The sequence below is a fragment of the Micromonospora sp. HB375 genome, from assembly GCF_017872985.1.
Taxonomy (GTDB): Bacteria; Actinomycetota; Actinomycetes; order Mycobacteriales; family Micromonosporaceae; genus Micromonospora; species Micromonospora chalcea.
Genome location: NZ_JAGGJO010000001.1, coordinates 4,993,096 through 5,009,880, shown reverse-complemented (window position 1 = coordinate 5,009,880; position 16,785 = coordinate 4,993,096). Strand labels below are relative to the sequence as shown.

At 73.8% G+C, this 16,785-nt stretch carries 14 protein-coding genes and 1 pseudogene; 11 read left to right on the top strand and 4 right to left on the bottom strand.

Annotated features, from left to right (window positions below; all coding sequences use genetic code 11):
- Positions 1-35: 35 nt before the first annotated feature.
- Positions 36-833 (top strand): tyrosine-protein phosphatase, encoded by a 798-nt coding sequence (locus J3R08_RS21855; protein ID WP_064445288.1) that lies wholly within the window; start codon positions 36-38, stop codon positions 831-833.
- Positions 834-838: 5 nt separating this feature from the next.
- Here J3R08_RS21855 and J3R08_RS21850 read toward each other — a convergent pair whose 3' ends face one another.
- Complete coding sequence (locus tag J3R08_RS21850; protein WP_064445289.1) at positions 839-1,705, bottom strand: serine hydrolase; 867 nt, start codon at positions 1,703-1,705, stop codon at positions 839-841.
- Positions 1,706-1,766: 61 nt separating this feature from the next.
- Here J3R08_RS21850 and J3R08_RS21845 point away from each other — a divergent pair, with 61 nt between their 5' ends.
- A complete protein-coding gene (locus J3R08_RS21845) occupies positions 1,767-2,432 on the top strand; it encodes a class I SAM-dependent methyltransferase (RefSeq protein WP_064445290.1) in 666 nt (221 codons plus the stop codon).
- A gap of 534 nt (positions 2,433-2,966) precedes the next feature.
- Here the strand turns inward: J3R08_RS21845 and typA are convergent.
- A complete protein-coding gene (gene typA / locus J3R08_RS21840; RefSeq protein WP_166456867.1) occupies positions 2,967-4,835 on the bottom strand; it encodes a translational GTPase TypA in 1,869 nt (622 codons plus the stop codon).
- Between the two features lie 131 nt (positions 4,836-4,966).
- Between typA and J3R08_RS21835 the strand changes: the two genes are divergently transcribed.
- Together J3R08_RS21835 and J3R08_RS21830 are read left to right on the top strand one after the other, a co-directional pair.
- A complete protein-coding gene (locus J3R08_RS21835) occupies positions 4,967-6,424 on the top strand; it encodes a DedA family protein (protein ID WP_209962631.1) in 1,458 nt (485 codons plus the stop codon).
- A 32-nt stretch (positions 6,425-6,456) separates the two neighbouring features.
- On the top strand, positions 6,457-7,329 hold the full coding sequence (locus J3R08_RS21830) for a lytic transglycosylase domain-containing protein (protein ID WP_043329600.1): 873 nt from the start codon (positions 6,457-6,459) through the stop codon (positions 7,327-7,329).
- 82 nt (positions 7,330-7,411) lie between these two features.
- Here the strand turns inward: J3R08_RS21830 and J3R08_RS21825 are convergent, their stop codons facing one another.
- Positions 7,412-9,547, bottom strand: a complete 2,136-nt coding sequence (locus tag J3R08_RS21825) for an efflux RND transporter permease subunit (RefSeq protein ID WP_209962629.1) — start codon at positions 9,545-9,547, stop codon at positions 7,412-7,414.
- Positions 9,548-9,680: 133 nt separating this feature from the next.
- Here J3R08_RS21825 and J3R08_RS21820 point away from each other — a divergent pair, with 133 nt between their 5' ends.
- The 5 genes from J3R08_RS21820 to J3R08_RS21800 all read left to right on the top strand — a co-directional run bounded on the left by J3R08_RS21820 (position 9,681) and on the right by J3R08_RS21800 (position 14,939).
- Positions 9,681-10,205 (top strand): MarR family winged helix-turn-helix transcriptional regulator, encoded by a 525-nt coding sequence (locus J3R08_RS21820; RefSeq protein WP_064445294.1) that lies wholly within the window; start codon positions 9,681-9,683, stop codon positions 10,203-10,205.
- 2 nt (positions 10,206-10,207) lie between these two features.
- Positions 10,208-11,860, top strand: coding sequence for a CocE/NonD family hydrolase (locus tag J3R08_RS21815; RefSeq protein ID WP_374102386.1), 1,653 nt, complete (start codon positions 10,208-10,210; stop codon positions 11,858-11,860).
- Between the two features lie 170 nt (positions 11,861-12,030).
- Positions 12,031-12,939, top strand: a complete 909-nt coding sequence (locus tag J3R08_RS21810) for a hypothetical protein (protein ID WP_069089080.1) — start codon at positions 12,031-12,033, stop codon at positions 12,937-12,939.
- Between the two features lie 97 nt (positions 12,940-13,036).
- The gene (locus tag J3R08_RS21805) at positions 13,037-13,612 is read left to right on the top strand and encodes a helix-turn-helix transcriptional regulator (protein WP_209962627.1); all 576 of its coding nucleotides are present in this window, start codon (positions 13,037-13,039) and stop codon (positions 13,610-13,612) included.
- 52 nt (positions 13,613-13,664) lie between these two features.
- Positions 13,665-14,939 carry an MFS transporter gene (locus J3R08_RS21800; protein ID WP_064445297.1) on the top strand — a complete coding sequence of 425 codons (1,275 nt, stop codon included), beginning with the start codon at positions 13,665-13,667 and terminating at the stop codon, positions 14,937-14,939.
- A 51-nt stretch (positions 14,940-14,990) separates the two neighbouring features.
- Here J3R08_RS21800 and J3R08_RS21795 read toward each other — a convergent pair whose 3' ends face one another.
- Positions 14,991-15,194, bottom strand: a complete 204-nt coding sequence (locus J3R08_RS21795) for a cold-shock protein (RefSeq protein WP_013287480.1) — start codon at positions 15,192-15,194, stop codon at positions 14,991-14,993.
- Positions 15,195-15,375: 181 nt separating this feature from the next.
- Here J3R08_RS21795 and J3R08_RS21790 point away from each other — a divergent pair, with 181 nt between their 5' ends.
- On the top strand, positions 15,376-16,050 hold the full coding sequence (locus J3R08_RS21790) for a methyltransferase (RefSeq protein WP_043331125.1): 675 nt from the start codon (positions 15,376-15,378) through the stop codon (positions 16,048-16,050).
- Positions 16,051-16,139: 89 nt separating this feature from the next.
- A pseudogene (locus J3R08_RS21785) lies at positions 16,140-16,747 on the top strand (DedA family protein).
- The last annotated feature ends 38 nt before the right edge of the window (positions 16,748-16,785 follow it).

Here is a 16,785-nt window from a genome sequence, read left to right as displayed (position 1 = left end):
CCTATAGCCAACTGGCGGCGAGCAGGGGAGGGCCGATGACCGGGCGGGAATGGGAGCTGGTGGGCGCGCCGAACGCGCGTGACCTGGGCGGACTGCCGACGACAGACGGGCGGCGGATACGCGCCGGGCGGCTCATCCGCACGCCCGCGCTGGGCCGGCTCACCGACGAGGACCTGCCGGTGCTGGGCAAGCTCGGCCCGGCCTGCGTGGTGGACCTGCGTGACGTCCACGAGCAGGCGGTGGCCCCGCCGGACCGGCTGGCCGGTGCGCCCCGCGTGGTGCACCTGCCCGTCTACGACGCGGCGCATCCCGTTTTCACGTACGTCTCGGCGGTGCTGCAGGGCCACGACCTGAACGCCTACGCGGCGCTGGCCCGGGAGGGCATGCCGGGGGCGATGACGGCGATCTACCGCTGGTTCGTCACCGGCGAGTCGGCGCGGGCCGGTTTCAGCGCGGCGGTGCGGCTGGCCGTCGAGGACGCGAACCTGCCGCTGCTGTTCCACTGCTCGGCCGGCAAGGACCGCACCGGCTGGCTGTCGGTGGTGCTGCTGACCGCGCTGGGCGTCCAGGAGGAGGCGATCCGCGCCGACTACCTGGTGCACAACGAGCTGACCGAGAGCCTGCGCGAGGTGCTGCTGTCCGCGATGATCCAGCGCCGGCCGGACCTGGATCCGGCGGTGGCGCGGCCGCTGCTGGAGGTGCGCCCGGAATACCTGGACGCCGCCTACGACGAGGTGCGCCGGACGCACGGCTCGTTCGAGGCGTACCTGCGCGACGGTCTGGGGGTGACCGACGCGGACCGCGCGGCGCTGCGCGAGCGGCTGCTGGAGTAGCCGGGTCAGCCGGCCAGGTCGTGTCGCGCCGCCCAGACCCGCGCGGAGACGTGCGCGATCAGCCGGCAGGCGTCGTCCTCCACCTCGTCGCCGTCCGCGCCGCCGTCGGCCAGGTCGGTGGTGGTGCAGACGACGATCGTGTACGGCGGCGCGTCGTCCGGGAAGACCACGCCGGCGCCGTGGCGCACGCCGCGCACCCAGCCGTTCTTGTGCGCGACGCGGGTGCCGTCGGGCAGCCCGGCGGCGAGGTCCTCGCGGTGCTCCTGGGCGGCGAGCACGTCGAGCATGGCCGCGCAGGCAGACGGCGAGGCGAGCGGGCGGGGCCGGGTCGCGCCGAGCGCCAGCTCGCCGAGCAGGGCGGCCAGGTCGGCGGCGGTGACCAGGTTGTCGATGCCGGAGTCGCGGGCGGCGAAGTCCTCGATGCCGCGGCCGGTGACGCTGTGCCGCGCCCCGGCGAGCGCCCACGCCCGCGCCACGGCGGGCAGCCCCACCTGGCCGATGCAGATGTTCGTGGCCAGGTTGCTGGACCGGACGATCATCCGTTCGGCGAGCCAGCGCAGCGGCGCGTCCCCGCCGACGCGGTCCCAGACCGCCTCGTCGTTGTCGTAGTTCCGGGCGTTGGCGAACCGGGGCGCGCCGGGCAGCGCGGAGTCGAACGAGTTGCGCACCGGCACCGGCGCGTCCAGGTCGAGCCGGCCGGCCTCGGCGGCGCGGAACAGCGCCACCAGCACGGCGAGCTTCATCGTGCTCGCCGCGTAGTGGGTGGCGTCGGCGCGCCGCGTCCACGTCGGCCGCGCGCCGGGCCGGCCCACGTACGCGGAGACGGTGCCGGGCACCTTGTCCAGGTGCGCGTCGAGCTCCTCCCAGGTCATGGGGGCACCGTAGCCGATCTGCGGGGCAGCGGCGGGCCCGGTGCGGGGCTAGCGTGCGGAGATGACGACCCCGTTGTACGACGACATCGCCGACTGGTACGAGGAGTACGCCAGCGAGACCTCGTCGGTCTACATGGACCGGATCCGGTCGGTGCTGGCCGGCCTGCTGGGCGAGGGCCCGGGCCGCTGCCTGGACCTGTGCTGCGGCACCGGCGCGCACGCGGCCGAGCTGCGCCGTCTCGGATGGACGCCGGTGGGTGTGGACCTGTCCGGCGGGCAACTGCGCCACGCCCGGTCGCGGCTGCCGGTGGCCCGGGCTGACGCGACAGCGCTGCCGCTGGCCGCCGGCGCGGTGCCGGCCGCGGTGTGCGTGCTCGCGCACACCGACATGCCCGACTATCCGCCCGCGCTCGCGGAGGCGGCGCGGGTGCTGGCGCCCGGTGGCCGGCTGGTGCACGTCGGGGTGCATCCGTGTTACGTGGGCGCGTTCGCCGACCGGTCCGAGCCGGAGCGGATCGTGATCGACGGCGGGTACGCCTCACGGGAGCACACGCTGCGGTCGTGGAACGTCGTCGGGGTGCGGGCGCGTGTCGGCGCCTGGCACCTGCCCCTGGCCGACCTGCTCAACGCCGTCACCGCGGCCGGTCTGGTGGTGACCCGGGTGGTCGAGTCCGGCTCCGGGCCTGTCCCCGACGCCCTGGCGATCGCCGCCACCAAGCCCCGCTGACGCCTCGTCCCCACGATCGTCCTGTTACGGGCGTTCGTCCGGGGCAGTGCCGCCACCGCTGTCGCCCGACCTCCACCGTGGTCGGCCACTCGTCCGCCCGCTTCCGGGATCCGCCCGCCCGCTCCTGCCCCCGTCCGCCGGCTTCCGCCTGCGTCGGCCCGCTCGCTTCTCCTCCGCCCACCGGTTCCGGCCTGCGTCGGGACGTCCACTGCTGGCTCAGTCCGCCAGTTCCACGTCATCCGACGGCCGCTCCCATGCCGTCCGCGGAGACCGCCCAATCTCCCACTATCCGGGATCTAGAAGGTCATATCCCGAGACCCCGTGTAGATCTTGGTACGAATCGGCCCCTCCAGGGGCCGATTCGTACCAAGATCTCGCGCTTTGGCGGTCGATCATGAGGTTAGCGGCGGTTATGGAGATCGAAAACGCCGCCAACCTCATGATCAACCGGGCAGGGCAGGGCAGGGCAGGGGGAGAGACGGGGGAGCCCGGTCCGCCTGGGGGCGGGCCGGGCTCCGGGTGGGGCGGGGTGGGTCAGCCGGCGTGCTTGCGGCGGGCCGCCATCCGGCCGCGCTGGGTCTGGTCCAGCACCACCTTGCGGATGCGCACCGCGGCCGGGGTGACCTCGACGCACTCGTCCTCGCGGCAGAACTCCAGCGCCTGCTCCAGGGACAGCTTGCGCGGCGGGATCAGCTTCTCGGTCTCGTCGGCGGTCGACGAGCGCATGTTGGTGAGCTTCTTCTCCTTGGTGATGTTGACGTCCATGTCGTCGGAGCGGGAGTTCTCGCCGACGATCATGCCCTCGTACACCTCGGTGCCCGGCTCGACGAAGAGCTGGCCGCGCTCCTGGAGGTTGGTCATCGCGAACGCGGTGACCGCGCCGGCCCGGTCGGCGACCAGCGACCCGTTGTTGCGGGTGCGCAGCTCGCCGAACCACGGCTCGTACGACTCGAAGACGTGGTGCAGGATGCCGGTGCCGCGGGTCTCGGTGAGGAACTCGGTGCGGAAGCCGATCAGGCCGCGCGCCGGGACCAGCCACTCCATCCGGATCCAGCCGGTGCCGTGGTTGACCAGCTGCTCCATCCGGCCCTTGCGGGTGGCCAGGAGCTGGGTGATCGCGCCGAGGTACTCCTCCGGGGCGTCGATGGTCAGCCGCTCGACCGGCTCGCAGGTCTTCCCGTTGATCTCCCGGGTGACCACCTGCGGCTTGCCGACGGTGAGCTCGAAGGACTCGCGGCGCATCTGCTCGACCAGGATCGCCAGGGCCAGCTCGCCGCGGCCCTGCACCTCCCAGGCGTCCGGCCGCTCGGTGGGCAGCACCCGCAGCGACACGTTGCCGATCAGCTCCTTGTCGAGCCGGTCCTTGACCATCCGGGCGGTGACCTTGGCGCCCTTGACCCGGCCGACCAGCGGCGAGGTGTTGGTGCCGATGGTCATCGAGATGGCCGGCTCGTCCACGGTGATCAGCGGCAGCGGCACCGGGTTCTCGGCGTCGGCGAGCGTCTCACCGATCATGATCTCCGGGATGCCGGCCACGGCGATGATGTCGCCCGGCCCGGCGGACTCGGCCGGCTTGCGCTCCAGGCCCTCGGTCATCAGCAGCTCGGAGATGCGTACCCGCTGGGTGCTGCCGTCGGTGCGGCACCAGGCCACGGTCTGGCCCTTGCTGATCGTGCCCTGGCGGACCCGGCACAGCGCGAGCCGGCCCAGGAACGGCGAGGCGTCGAGGTTGGTGACGTGCGCCTGCAGCGGCGCGCCCTCGTCGTACGCGGGGGCCGGGATGGTGTCCAGCAGGGTGCGGAACAGCGGCTCCAGGTTGCTGCTGTCGTCCGGGACCGCGCCGTCGGCGGGCTGGGTCAGCGAGGCGATGCCGTCGCGGGCGCAGGCGTAGACGATCGGGAAGTCGATCTGCTCCTCGTCGGCGTCCAGGTCGAGGAACAGCTCGTACGTGTCGTCGACGACCTCCTTGATCCGGGCGTCCGGACGGTCCACCTTGTTGATCACCAGGATGATCGGCAGCCGCGCGCGCAGCGCCTTGCGGAGCACGAACCGGGTCTGCGGCAGGGGGCCCTCGCTGGCGTCGACCAGCAGCACCACACCGTCGACCATGGTCAGGCCGCGCTCGACCTCGCCGCCGAAGTCGGCGTGACCGGGGGTGTCGATGATGTTGATGGTGACCGGTTCCGAGCCGTCCGCCGGCAGATACCGCACGCCGGTGTTCTTGGCGAGGATGGTGATGCCCTTCTCGCGCTCGAGGTCCATCGAGTCCATGACCCGCTCGGTGTTCTCACCGCGGGCGCCGTAGGCGCCGGCCTGCCGCAACATGGCGTCGACCAGGGTCGTCTTGCCGTGGTCGACGTGGGCGATGATGGCGACGTTGCGGAGGTCGGTGCGTAGCTGCATACCCTCCATACTCCTGTCTGCGGTAGCCCGGGCACGCCTCGGGGTCACCCCGAGATCGCCCGGATCTGCGTCGAAAGTGCTGTGCCGACCGTTCCAGCGACTGGCATGCTGACACCCGTGCGGGGTGTCCGATGCCTGACCTGCTGAGCTGGCTGCAGGAGCTGCCGCCCCTGCTGATCTACCTGGCCGCCGCGGCGATCGTCGCGGCGGAGACCGCGGTGATCGTCGGGCTGCTGATGCCCGGCGAGGCGACCCTGCTTCTGGTCGGCTTCCTAGCGTACGCGGGGACGCTGCGCCTCGCGCCCGTGCTGGTGGCCATGACCGCCGCCGCCGTGATCGGAGACACACTCGCGTGGCGGGCCGGGCGGCGGTACGGCCCACGGCTGCGCGCCTCGGGGGTGGGCGCCCGGATCGGGGCGCACCGGTGGCGGCGGGCCGATTCGCTGCTGGACCGGCTGGGCGGTCGCGGCGTGCTGGCCGCCCGCTGGATCGCGTTCGCCCGTACGCTGGCGCCCCGGCTGGCCGGGTCGGCCGGAATGCCGTACCGGCGGTTCGCGCCGTGGAACCTCGCCGGGGTGGCGAGCTGGGTCGGCGCCTCGGTGCTGGCCGGTTACCTGGCCGGGGAGTCGTACGAGCGGGTGTCGAAGCTGCTCGGCCAGGCCACCGGGGCGGTGCTGGCCCTGCTGCTGTGCCTGCTCGGCGTGGTGCTGGCGGGCCGCTGGCTGGGGCGCAACCCGGACCCGGTGCGCGCGCTGGCCGCCCGGGCCGCCGCGCTGCCGCCGCTGCGCTGGCTGCGGTCCCGGTACGGCGTGCTGTTCTTCCTGGTCGCGATGCGGGTCGGCCCGGCCTGGAGCCTGCTGGTCAACCTGGTGCTGGGGCTGGCGCTGCTGTTCGTCGCCGGGCTGGCCGTGGCGCTGCTGCTGGAGGCGGTGGTCCGGCACAGCGGGCTGGGTGTCCTCGACGGGCTGGTCTCCGACTGGTTCGCCGCCCGGCGTACCCCCGGGGTGGTCGACGCGGCGCAGGCCGCGGTGTCGGGGCTGCGCGGCTGGCTGCTCATCGCCGCGGTCGCCGTGGTGGCCGCCGTGGTGACGGGGCGGGGCCGGCCGTGGCGGGCCGACCCGCTCGGGGTGCTGGGCACCGTCGGCGCGGCGGTGCCGCTGGTGTTGCTCGTCGTTGTCGCGGAGCTGACCGATCCGGGTGGCCCGGACCGGGCCGGTGACCTGTTCCCGACCCAGAACGCGGTGGTGACGGCGAGCTTCGGCACGCTGGCCTGGCTGCTGTCCCGCGGCGTGCGCTGGCCGGTCGGCGTGGCCGTGTGGACGGCCGCGTCGGCAGGCGTGGTCATGGTCACCGGCGCGCGGCTCTACCTGGGACTCAGCACCGCGAGCGGCACCGTCACGGCGGTGCTGCTGGGCATCGCCTGGACCACCGTGTTCGTGGTGGCGTGGGCGACCCGGGACCGGCTGGCGGACGGCGCCGAGCGGCCGGACCCGGCGGACGGGGATCCGGCCCCACGGGACGCGCCGCCCCGGCCCCGGCGGCGCCGGTCGGCGTCTCGGGTACCCCGCGGACCTGCCGATCCTTGTTAGGGTGCGCCGACGGCAACGACGGGGGAGGTCGGATGCGGCGAGGATTCGGCAGGTGGGCCGCGGTGGCGGTGGCGGCGCTGCTCGCGACGGGCACGCTGACGGCGTGCGGCGAACAGGAACGGCCGGTCCGCGAGGTCGCCGCGGACCTGCCCACGGCGGCGCCGGCGGACGAACCGCAGGAGGCGCCCGCCGACGCGCCCAGCGAGGAGCCACCGGCGGTCGCGGCGATGGGTGGGCGGCCCAGCCCGAGCGCGTCGGCGAAACCGAAACCGGCCGCGAAGCCGTCCCGCACGTCCACGGCCCCGCTGGCCAAGCCGAAGCCGCCGACCGAGACCCAGGTGCCTCCCGCCCCGCCGAAGCCGGCGGACGAGGGCTGTAAGCCGAGCTACCGGGGCACCAAGGCCAGCCAGAGCCAGGTGAAAGCGGCGCTCGCCGATGCCGCGGCGCGCACCTACTGGCCCACCTCGGCGCCGGACATCCGCATCCCGTCGGCCCTGATGAAGGCCACCGCCTGGCAGGAGAGCGGGTGGCAGTCCAACATCATCGCCTGCGATGGCGGGGTCGGGCTGATGCAGGTCATGCCGGCCACGGCGGAGTGGATGAACCAGCGGTTCGGGCAGTCGTACGACATCGACGCCTACCGCGACAACGCCTACCTGGGCGGCACGTACCTGGCCTGGCTGACCAAGTACATCGGCGACATGTACTTCGAGTCCGACTACCGCCTCGACGCCTCGCTGTGCACGTCCACGTTGAACTCCTGCCTGCTCAACGCCGTGATCGCGGCGTACAACTACGGGCACGGCGCGGTGGCGCGGGAGGACCAGCCGCTGACCATCCCCAACCCGCAGTACGTACGCAACGTGCGGGCGCTGATGACCGAGTGCGAGTGCCTGAGCTTCTGAGCGAACGAGCGAACGAGCGAACGAGCGGACAAACGAACGGGCGGGGCCGGCGAACGTGCCGGCCCCGCCCTGTCCGTCCAGGTCAGTCCCGCGCGGGCACCGGCTCGGCCGGCGCGTCGACGGCGTCGCCGGGCGCGTCGGCGTCCCGGGTGATCCGGCCGGGCCACCAGAACCGGTCGCCGAGCAGGAACGCCAGCGACGGCACCAGCACGGTACGGACCAGCAGCGTGTCCAGCAGCACACCGATGCAGACGATGATGCCGATCTGGGTGAGCGTGATCAGCGGCAGCACGCCGAGCACCGCGAAGACCGCGGCGAGCAGCACGCCCGCGCTGGTGATGACGCCGCCGGTGACCCGCAGCGCCGACAGCATGCCGTCGCGGGTGCCGGTGCGCCGGGCGTCCTCCCGGGCCCGGGTGACCAGGAAGATGTTGTAGTCGACGCCGAGCGCCACCAGGAAGACGAACGCGAGCAGCAGCACCCCGCTGTCCAGCGCCGGGAAGTCCAGCACGTGGTCGAAGAGCAGCCAGGCCGCGCCGAGGCTGGCGAAGAACGACGCGATCACGGTCACCACCAGCAGCAGCGGCGCCAGGATTCCGCGCAGCAGCAGCACCAGCACCGCGCCGACCAGCAGCAGGATGAGCGGCAGGATCAGCTTGAGGTCCTTGGTGTTCGCCTCGTTCGAGTCGTAGGTCGCGGCGACCGAACCACCGACCAGGGCGCCGTCGGGGGCGTCCGCGCCGTCCACGGTGGGCGGCGCGGAATCCGGTACGGCGGCCACGGCGTCGCGCAGCGCCACCACGGCCCGGTCGGAGGCGGCGCTGCCGGGCTCGGCGGTGAGCACCACGTCGATCTGGGCGACCCGGTCTCCGGCGGCACCCGGCCGGGCCGAGGCGACCCCGTCGACGTCGGAGGCGGCGGCGAGCACCGCCGGGGCGGCCTGCGGGTTGGTGAGCACCGCAACCGGCTGGGTGCTGCCGGCCGGGAACGCCCGGGCGAGCGTCTCCGCCCCGGCGACCGCCTCCGGCTTCTCGCTGAACTGCTCGGTCTCGGACAGGCCGGTGCGGATGCCGAGGCCGCCGAGGGCCAGGCCGGCGAGCAGCAGGACGGCGAGCGCGGCGACCGGCAGCGGCCGGCGGATGACCATCTCGCCGAGGCGGCCCCAGATCCGGCCCTCGCGGGCGGCGCTGCCGACGCGGGGGATGAACGGCCAGAACAGGCCCCGGCCGAACAGCAGCAGGGCCGCGGGGAGCACGAACAGGGCGGAGAGCATGGCGAGGATCACACCGGTGGCGCAGGCGATGGCGAGCGCCCGGTTGGTCTCCTGCTCGGACAGCAGCAGCGTGAGCACGCCGAGGACGACGGTGCTGCCGCTGGCCAGGATCGGTTCGGCGGTGCGGCGCAGCGCCGAGCGCATGGCGGCGAACCGGTCCTCCTCCCGGCGCAGCTCCTCCCGGTAGCGGGCGATGAGCAGCAGGGCGTAGTTGGTCGCGGCGCCGAACACCAGCACGCTGGCGATGCCGGTGACCTGGCCGCTGGGCAGGTAGATGCCGAACGCGGGCACGAGGGACTCCACCACGCGCAGCGTGATCTGCTCGGTCGCGCCCACCACGAGCAGCGGTACGAGCCACAGGAACGGGCTGCGGTAGGTGACCAGCAGCAGCACCGCCACCACGGCGGCGGTGACCAGCAGCAGCGTGGTGTCCGCGCCCTGGAACACCTTGCCCAGGTCGGCGGTGAACGCGGGCCCGCCGGTGACCTCGACGGTCAGCTCGCCGGGCAGGTCACCGACCGCCTCACGGAGCTTCTCCACCTCGTCGACCACCGCCGACGGGCCGCCCTCGGTGGACAGCGGCACCGCGACCAGCGCCACGGTTCCGTCCGGGGAGACCTGGGCGGGGGAGACCCGGCCGCCGGCGGCGAGTGAGCTCAGCTGGCCGGCGAGGCCGTCGAGCTGGCCCCGGTCGGCGCCGCTCAGCGGGGCCTGGTCGGCGCGGCTGACCACGACCAGGGCGGTCTGGGCGTCCTTGGAGGGCAACTGATCCTGCAGCCGTTCGACCTGCGTCGACTGCCATTCCACGGACAGGCCGGTGCCGGAGACCGGGTCGGGATTGTCCGGCTTCGGCAGCCCGAAGGCGACTACGCCGACGACGAGCGCGACGGCCAGGGTGAGCCAGGCGGCGAGCCGGCCCCGGACGACGCGGGAGAACAGTGACATCGGATGCCCTCACTATTGGTCGCGGAGGATTCTCTCTGAACGAGTATCTTGATAGGCGAGATTATCCGGGGTGGTTCTATGCTGCAACCGGATCAGTTCGGGCAGGGGGTGTCGGCGAGCGGTGGCGCACAGGATGTACCGGCGACGGGACGACCCGCGCGGGCGGATGATCGCCGAGATCACCAACGACCTGCGGCGCTACTCCGTCGACGCCCAGCACATCGGGCACGCCTTCGCCGGACTGCACGGGCTCAACGCCACCGACCTGCACGCGCTGATCGCGGTGATGGAGGCCGAGCTGGTCGGCGACCCGATCACCCCGGGCCGCCTCGGTGAGGCGCTCAACATCTCCTCCGGGTCGGTGACCGCGCTCGTCGACCGCCTGGAACGCGGCGGTCACATCCGCCGCGACCGGGACACCGCCGACCGCCGCAAGATCCTCCTGCACTACGCCGACCGTGGCGCCACGCTGGCGCAGAGCTTCTTCGGCCCGCTCGGGCGCCGCACCGACGAGGTGATGGACCGCTTCACCGACGACGAGCTGGCCGTGGTGCAGCGGTTCATGGCGGAGATGGTGCGCTCCATGCGTACCCACCGGGACGAGATCCGCGCCGCGCCCCGCCGCGGCGCCGCACCCGGCCCCGGCGAGGGCGACTGACCGTGCGGCTGGTCACCCGGGCCGCCGCCGCGGCGCTGCGACTACCGGCCGCCCGCACCGGGCGGGTCACCGTCACCCGGGACATCCCGGTCCGGGTCCGCGACGGGGTGACGCTGCGTGCCGACCACTACGCACCCGACCTGCCCGGCGCGCACTGCGTGCTGATCCGCACCCCGTACGGGCGGGGCGGGCCGATCCGCCTGCTCGGCCGCCTGATCGCCGAGCGGGGCTTCCACGTGGTCATCCAGTCCTGCCGCGGCACGTACGGCTCGGGCGGCGAGTTCGCGCCGCTGGTGCACGAGCGCGACGACGGCCTCGACACGCTGGACTGGCTGCGCCGCCAGCGGTGGTGGACCGGCGCGTTCGGCATGTTCGGTGCCAGCTACCAGGGCTTCGTGCAGTGGGCGCTCGCCGCCGAGGCGGGCGACGAGCTGCGCGCGATGGTCGCCGTGGTGACCGCGTCGGGCACCCGCGACTCCACGTACGCGGGGGAGTCGTTCGCCCTGGACACGGTGCTCACCTGGGCCGAGCTGCTCCAGGCGCAGACGGTGCCCTGGCTGGCCCGGCAGTGGGAACTCAAGCGCGGTCAGCCCCGCCTCGTCCGTGCCCTGGCGCACCTGCCGCTGGCCGAGGCGGACCGGGTCGCCACCGGTGTCACGGTGCCGTTCTTCCAGGAGTGGCTGCGCCACCACACCCCCGACGCCGACTACTGGCGTACCCGGGTCTTCGGCGAACGGATCACCGAGGTGCGCGCCCCGGTGGCCATGGTCGGCGGCTGGCAGGACATCTTCCTGCCGGCCCAGCTCGACGACTACGCCCGCCTGCGGGCCGCCGGAGCGCGACCCCGCCTGGTCGTCGGCCCCTGGACCCACGGCAGCCCGGGGCTGCTCCTGGCGTCGCTGCGCGAAGGGCTGGACTGGCTCGACACGCACCTGGCCGGGCGGCCCGCGCCGCAGCGCGCGCCGGTGCGGGTGCACGTCGGCGGCGCCGGCGGCGGCTGGCGTGACCTGCCGGACTGGCCGCCGCCCGCCACGCCCGTGCGGTGGCACCTGCGCTCGGGCGGCGGGCTCGCCCCGGAGCCGCCGGAGCCCGGCACCACGCCCGACCGCTTCTGGTACGACCCGGCCGACCCGACCCCGTCGCTGGGCGGGCCGCTGCTCGTGGCCCAGCGGGCCGGCGCGGTCGACAACCGGCCGGTGGAGGCCCGGCCGGACGTGCTCACCTACACCAGTGGGCCGCTGCCGGAGCCGGTCGAGGTGGCCGGGCCGGTACGCGCCGAGATCCACGTGCGCAGCGAACTGCCGTACCTGGACGTGTTCGTGCGTCTGTGCGACGTGGACCGGCGGGGGCGCTCCTGGAACGTCTGCGACGGGCTGGTCCGGGTCGAGCCGGGCCGGTTCCCGCGCGATCCGTCCGGTGTGGTCGCCGTGCCGGTGACGCTCTGGCCGACCGCGTACCGCTTCGCGCCCGGGCACCGGCTGCGGGTCCAGGTCTCCGGTGGCGCCCACCCCCGGTACGCGCGCAATCCCGGCACCGGTGAGCCACTCGGCACTGCCGTGACTCTTCGTGCTGGTTGGCGAGAGATTCTCAGCGATCGTGAGCATCCCTCGGGGTTGGAGCTGCCGCTCACGCGGACACCGTCCACAGCGGGCTGATAGTCCAAAAAACCGTCCCTGAGCTGGGCACTTCTGCCTAACCGTGGTTAAGCTCGGAGCAAGTGCCCGGTGCCGTGCAGTTATCCGGCGGGGCGCGTCCGCGGATCGCACGCCATCACGCGGTGTGATTGTCGTGCCCTCGCCGGTCATCGATCGGAAGGGGATCTGCCATGACGTCGGCCCCGGCGAACCTGCTGGCCGTCCGGAACCTGTTGCTCACCTATCTCAACGTCGACAAGAAGGCCGTACGCGCCGACGACCTGGAGCCGGCGGAGGTCGGCATCGTCGGCGACCCCAACCACCGGGGCGGCTACCACTGCGGATCCGACCGGGTCGTGACGAACGACTACTCGGTGGTGGAGTCCACCCGGGACCGGTCCGGCCTGACCCTGTACGCGTCCGCGTTGGACGTCGGCACGTTCTCCGTCCGCTCCGGCGGCGGTACGCACAACCTGCGGACGTTCTCCACCTGGATGGTGGCGCAGTGCGTGGCGAACGCGGCCGACACCCGGGACATCCGGGAGATCATCTACTCCCCGGACGGGCGGACCGTGCGCCGCTGGGACCGGCTGGGACGGCGCACCAGCGGCGACAGCAGCCACCTGTACCACACGCATTTCAGCTTCTTCCGTGACTCGACAAAGGCGGGGCGTGACCTGACCCCGCTGTTCCGCCGCTATCTGACCGCGATCGGAATGATCGCCACCGCGAAACCGGAGGACGACATGGAACAGACCGACCGGCTCATCAAGGACACCGGCTCGAAGAACCGCACTGTGGGCGACGTCCTGGCCGACCTGCAGAACCTGCGCAACTGGCTGATCTCGCCGGCCAATACCGCCGGGCTGGTCAACCCGCCCATGCCCAACTCGCCGTTGCAGCAGATGCTGGCGATGCTGCGCGCCTGGCCGGCGCTGGTCGCGCAGGTGAACGAGTTGTCCGGCCGGGACTTCACCGACGAGCAGCAGATCGTCTCCGGTGTGCTGGCCGGGTTGCCGCCGGAGAAGATCGCCGAGGCCATCCCGCCGCAGATCGCCCGGGACGTGGCCGACGAGTTGTCCCGGCGGTTGATCGCCTGACGGTCCGGCGCCGCGACCGCGGGTCGCGGCGCCGTCGGCCGGCGCATTCCGCAAGAGCTGTTGCGCAACAGCTCTTGCGGATGTGAGACTCGGGCGCATGGAACAGCGGACCGTCCGGCAGATCACCGACTCGCGCGTGCTCGCCGCGCTCGCCCACCCACTGCGCCGCCGGCTCATGGACGTGCTCAAGGTGTACGGCCCGTGCACCGTCGGCATGCTCGCCGACCGCACCGACCAGGCGCCGGCGAACGTGAGCCACCACCTCAAGGTGCTGGCCGCCGCCGACCTGCTGGTCGAGGCGCCCGAGCTGGCGCGCGACCGCCGGGAACGCTGGTGGCGACTGCGCGATCGCGGGGTGCGCTGGTCCAACAGCGACTTCGGCGACGACCCGGCGGCCCGGGTGGTGGCCGACGCGGCCAGCTCGCTCAACCTGGAGCGGCACGCCGAGCTGGTCCGCGCCTGGCACGCCGCCCCCGACGAGGCGCACGCCGCGTGGCGAGAGGGGCCGTTCAGCACCGACAAGTGGCTGCACCTGACCCCGGACGAGCTGGCCGAGCTCAGCCGTGAGGTGATCGCGCTGTTCGCACGGTGGGCCGACCGGCCGGCGCCCGAGGACGGGCAGCGCCGCGAGCCGGTCTTCGTGTTCGCCCACGGCGTCCCGGGCCGGCCGTGACCGTCCACCGCGTTCCGGCGCCGTGCGGGAACGCCTTACCGGGACGCCCGTCGTGACCGCCCCCGCACGCATGTCGGGGCCGGCCGCCCCGACGCGCGGAGGGCTGTTCCGGCACCGCGACTTCCGGCTGCTCTGGACCGGCCACACGGTGAGCGCCGTCGGCAGCAACATGACCGCAGTGGCGCTGCCCCTGGTCGCGGTCGCGGTGCTCGACGCGAGCACGTTCCAGGTGGCGGTGCTCACCGCCGCGGCGTGGCTGCCCTGGCTGCTGGCCGGCCTGCCGGTCGGGGCGTGGGTCGACCGGGTCCGCCGTCGCCCGGTGATGATCGCCGCCGACCTCGCCGCCGCCGCGTTGTTCGCCAGCGTGCCGGTGGCCGCCCTGGCCGGGATGCTCACCGTCGGGCACCTGCTGGTCGTGGCGCTCGGCGCCGGCCTGGCCCGGGTCTTCTTCGAGACCGCCGACCAGGTCTACCTGCCCACGCTGCTGCGTCCCGAGCAGGTGCCCGAGGCGAACGCCCGGCTGCACGCCACCCAGACCGCGAGCTACCTCGTCGGCCCGGGACTGGCCGGTCTCGTCGCCCAGCTCGTCGGCGCGGTGACCGCGGTGGCGCTGGACGCGCTCACCTTCCTGCTGTCCGCGCTCTGCCTGCGCCGGATCAGCGCGGTCGAGGCCCGGCCGCACCGGGACGCCGGGACGACGTCGCTGCGCCGCGAGGTCGCCACCGGACTGCGGTTCGTCGTCCGCGACCCGTACCTGCGGGTGCTGACGGTCTTCGGGGCGGCGAGCAACATCGGGCTCACCGGCTACCAGGCGGTGCTCGTGGTGTTCCTGGTGCGCTCGGCCGAACTCCCGGCGGGCCTGGTCGGCCTCCTGATCGGACTCGCCAGCCTCGGCGGCGTGATCGGCGCCGCGCTCGCCGCGCGCCTGGCCCGCCGGATCGGCAGCGCCCGGACGTTGCTGGTCGCCGGCGCTCTCACCGGGCCGCCCGCGCTGCTCATCCCGCTCGCCGGTCCCGGCGCTCGCACGGCGTGGCTGGTGCTCGGCGGTGTGCTCGTGAGCCTGGGCGTCGCGGTCGGCAACGTGGTGAAGGGCAGCTTCCGGCAGACGTACACCCCGCACCGGCTGCTCGGCCGCGTGACGGTGAGCATGCATCTGCTCAACTACGGCACCATTCCGCTGGCCGCCCTGCTCGCCGGCGCGCTGGGCGCGGCCTGGGGGCCGGGTGGCGCGATCCGGGTGATGACCGCGTGGCTGGCGCTGACCCCGCTGATCCTGCTGGCCGGGCCGCTACGGAGACGGCGCGACCTGCCGGCCGCGCCGTCCTGATGATGCGCTGCGGCGGCGGTCGGAGCCCCGACCGCCGCCACCGGCACGTCACTACATCGGACGGACGTTGTCCGCCTGCGGGCCCTTCTGGCCCTGGGTCACCTCGAACTCGACCTTCTGACCCTCGTTCAGCTCGCGGTAGCCACTGCTCTGGATGGCCGAGTAGTGGACGAACACGTCCGGGCCTCCGCCGTCCTGCTCGATGAAGCCGAAGCCCTTTTCCGAGTTGAACCACTTGACCGTGCCGGTTGCCATGCGTCTCTCCCTGTTCAATGCGGGCGAGCGCCGGCCCCGCGGCCGGTGGTCGCCCTGTACCACCCCGACAGTAACCGTCCGGACCGCAATCCGCTGCCGGAAGCGCGCGGCGCGCCCGTGAATACGTGCCGCGCCGGGAAAATGACCCCGGCGCCGGGCGCGGCGCGGCATGCTTGCCCCGATGAGCACGCAGACGGCTCTGGCCGACCTGGAACAGGAGATCGCGGTGCCCGGCGCGGGCCCGGACCGCCTGCGACTGGTCGACACGCCGTTCGTGCCCGAGGTGCGCCTGCACCTGGCCGAGGACGCCATCCTGTGGTGGGCCCGGATGGAGGCCGCCGCCGGTCGGTCGCTGCCGCCGCCGTACTGGGCGTCGGTCTGGGCCGGCGGGCAGGCGCTGGCCCGGCACCTGCTCGACCACCCCGAACTGGCCGCCGGGCGGCGGGTGCTCGACCTGGCCGCCGGATCGGGGCTGGTCGCCATCGCCGCCGCGCTCGCCGGGGCGGACGAGGTGGTCGCCAACGACATCGACCCGTACGCGGTGGCGGCCGTCACTGTGAACGCCCGCGCCAACCGGGTCCGGGTGGCGGCCGACGGCGACGACCTGCTCGACGGCGTCGCGGGCGCCGACCTGCTGGTGGCCGGGGACGTGCTCTACGACGCCGGACTGGCCGCGCGGGTCCTGCCCTACCTGCGGCGCTGCGCCGACCACGGCGTCGAGGTGCTGGTCGGCGACCCGGACCGGGGCCACCTGCCGCCGGGCGGGCTGGAGCTGGTGGCCAGCTACCCGGTGCCGACCACCGAGCCCTCCGTCGACTCCCCGGTACGCCGGGTGCAGGTGCTGCGACCCCGATGACCCTCAGGGATCTCCGGGTCGGGTGTCGGGGGCCACTGGGGGATCATGCCCGATGTGCCGGGTGACCGGCGGGCCATAGCGTGCAGCTCATGAACGATCTCGTGGCCGCCGCCGGTGAGCTGCCCACCACCCTCCTGATGGGTCTGCTGGGCATCGTGATGCTCGCCGACGCCGTACCCTGATCGGGGTGCTGGTGCCCGGCGACGCGGCGGTCCTCGCGGCGGTCGGCGCCGGTCGCCCGGCCGGCGGGGCCCTGACCGTCGCCGCGGTGGTCACCGGCTGCCTGGCCGGCTGGTCGCTGAGCTTCTTCGCCGGACGGCGCTGGGGCGGGCAGTTGCGGGAGAGCCGGGTCGGCGGCTGGATCGGCGAGTCCCGGTGGACCGCCGCCGAGACGCTGCTGCACCGCGGTGGCGGACGGATCGTGCTGGTGGCGCCGTTCCTGCCGGTGTTCAACGCGCTGCTGCCGCTGGCCGCCGGCGGGCTGCGGATGTCGTACCGGCGGTTCCTGGCCTGCGCGGCGGCGGGGGCGACCGCCTGGGCCGGGCTCTACGTGGCGCTGGGCCTGACCGCGCGGGCGCTGACCGGGCTGCTGCCCGCGGCGCTCAACCCCACGGTGCTGACCATGGCGGTCGGGCTGCTGCTCGCCGGCCCGGTGCTGCTCGCCACCCGGCGCCGCCTGCGCGCGGTCACCGGCTGACCGCGCCCGGCCCGGCCGCCACGGGGGAGGCCGGACCG

What these genes read in the sequence shown, in the direction of transcription:
- J3R08_RS21855 (WP_064445288.1), top strand. Translation starts at nt 36, where the DNA reads ATGACCGGGCGGGAATGGGAGCTGGTGGGCGCGCCGAACGCGCGTGAC.
- J3R08_RS21850 (WP_064445289.1), bottom strand. Translation starts at nt 1,705, where the DNA reads ATGACCTGGGAGGAGCTCGACGCGCACCTGGACAAGGTGCCCGGCACC.
- J3R08_RS21845 (WP_064445290.1), top strand. Translation starts at nt 1,767, where the DNA reads ATGACGACCCCGTTGTACGACGACATCGCCGACTGGTACGAGGAGTAC.
- typA (WP_166456867.1), bottom strand. Translation starts at nt 4,835, where the DNA reads ATGCAGCTACGCACCGACCTCCGCAACGTCGCCATCATCGCCCACGTC.
- J3R08_RS21835 (WP_209962631.1), top strand. Translation starts at nt 4,967, where the DNA reads ATGCCTGACCTGCTGAGCTGGCTGCAGGAGCTGCCGCCCCTGCTGATC.
- J3R08_RS21830 (WP_043329600.1), top strand. Translation starts at nt 6,457, where the DNA reads ATGCGGCGAGGATTCGGCAGGTGGGCCGCGGTGGCGGTGGCGGCGCTG.
- J3R08_RS21825 (WP_209962629.1), bottom strand. Translation starts at nt 9,547, where the DNA reads ATGTCACTGTTCTCCCGCGTCGTCCGGGGCCGGCTCGCCGCCTGGCTC.
- J3R08_RS21820 (WP_064445294.1), top strand. Translation starts at nt 9,681, where the DNA reads ATGTACCGGCGACGGGACGACCCGCGCGGGCGGATGATCGCCGAGATC.
- J3R08_RS21810 (WP_069089080.1), top strand. Translation starts at nt 12,031, where the DNA reads ATGACGTCGGCCCCGGCGAACCTGCTGGCCGTCCGGAACCTGTTGCTC.
- J3R08_RS21805 (WP_209962627.1), top strand. Translation starts at nt 13,037, where the DNA reads ATGGAACAGCGGACCGTCCGGCAGATCACCGACTCGCGCGTGCTCGCC.
- J3R08_RS21795 (WP_013287480.1), bottom strand. Translation starts at nt 15,194, where the DNA reads ATGGCAACCGGCACGGTCAAGTGGTTCAACTCGGAAAAGGGCTTCGGC.
- J3R08_RS21790 (WP_043331125.1), top strand. Translation starts at nt 15,376, where the DNA reads ATGAGCACGCAGACGGCTCTGGCCGACCTGGAACAGGAGATCGCGGTG.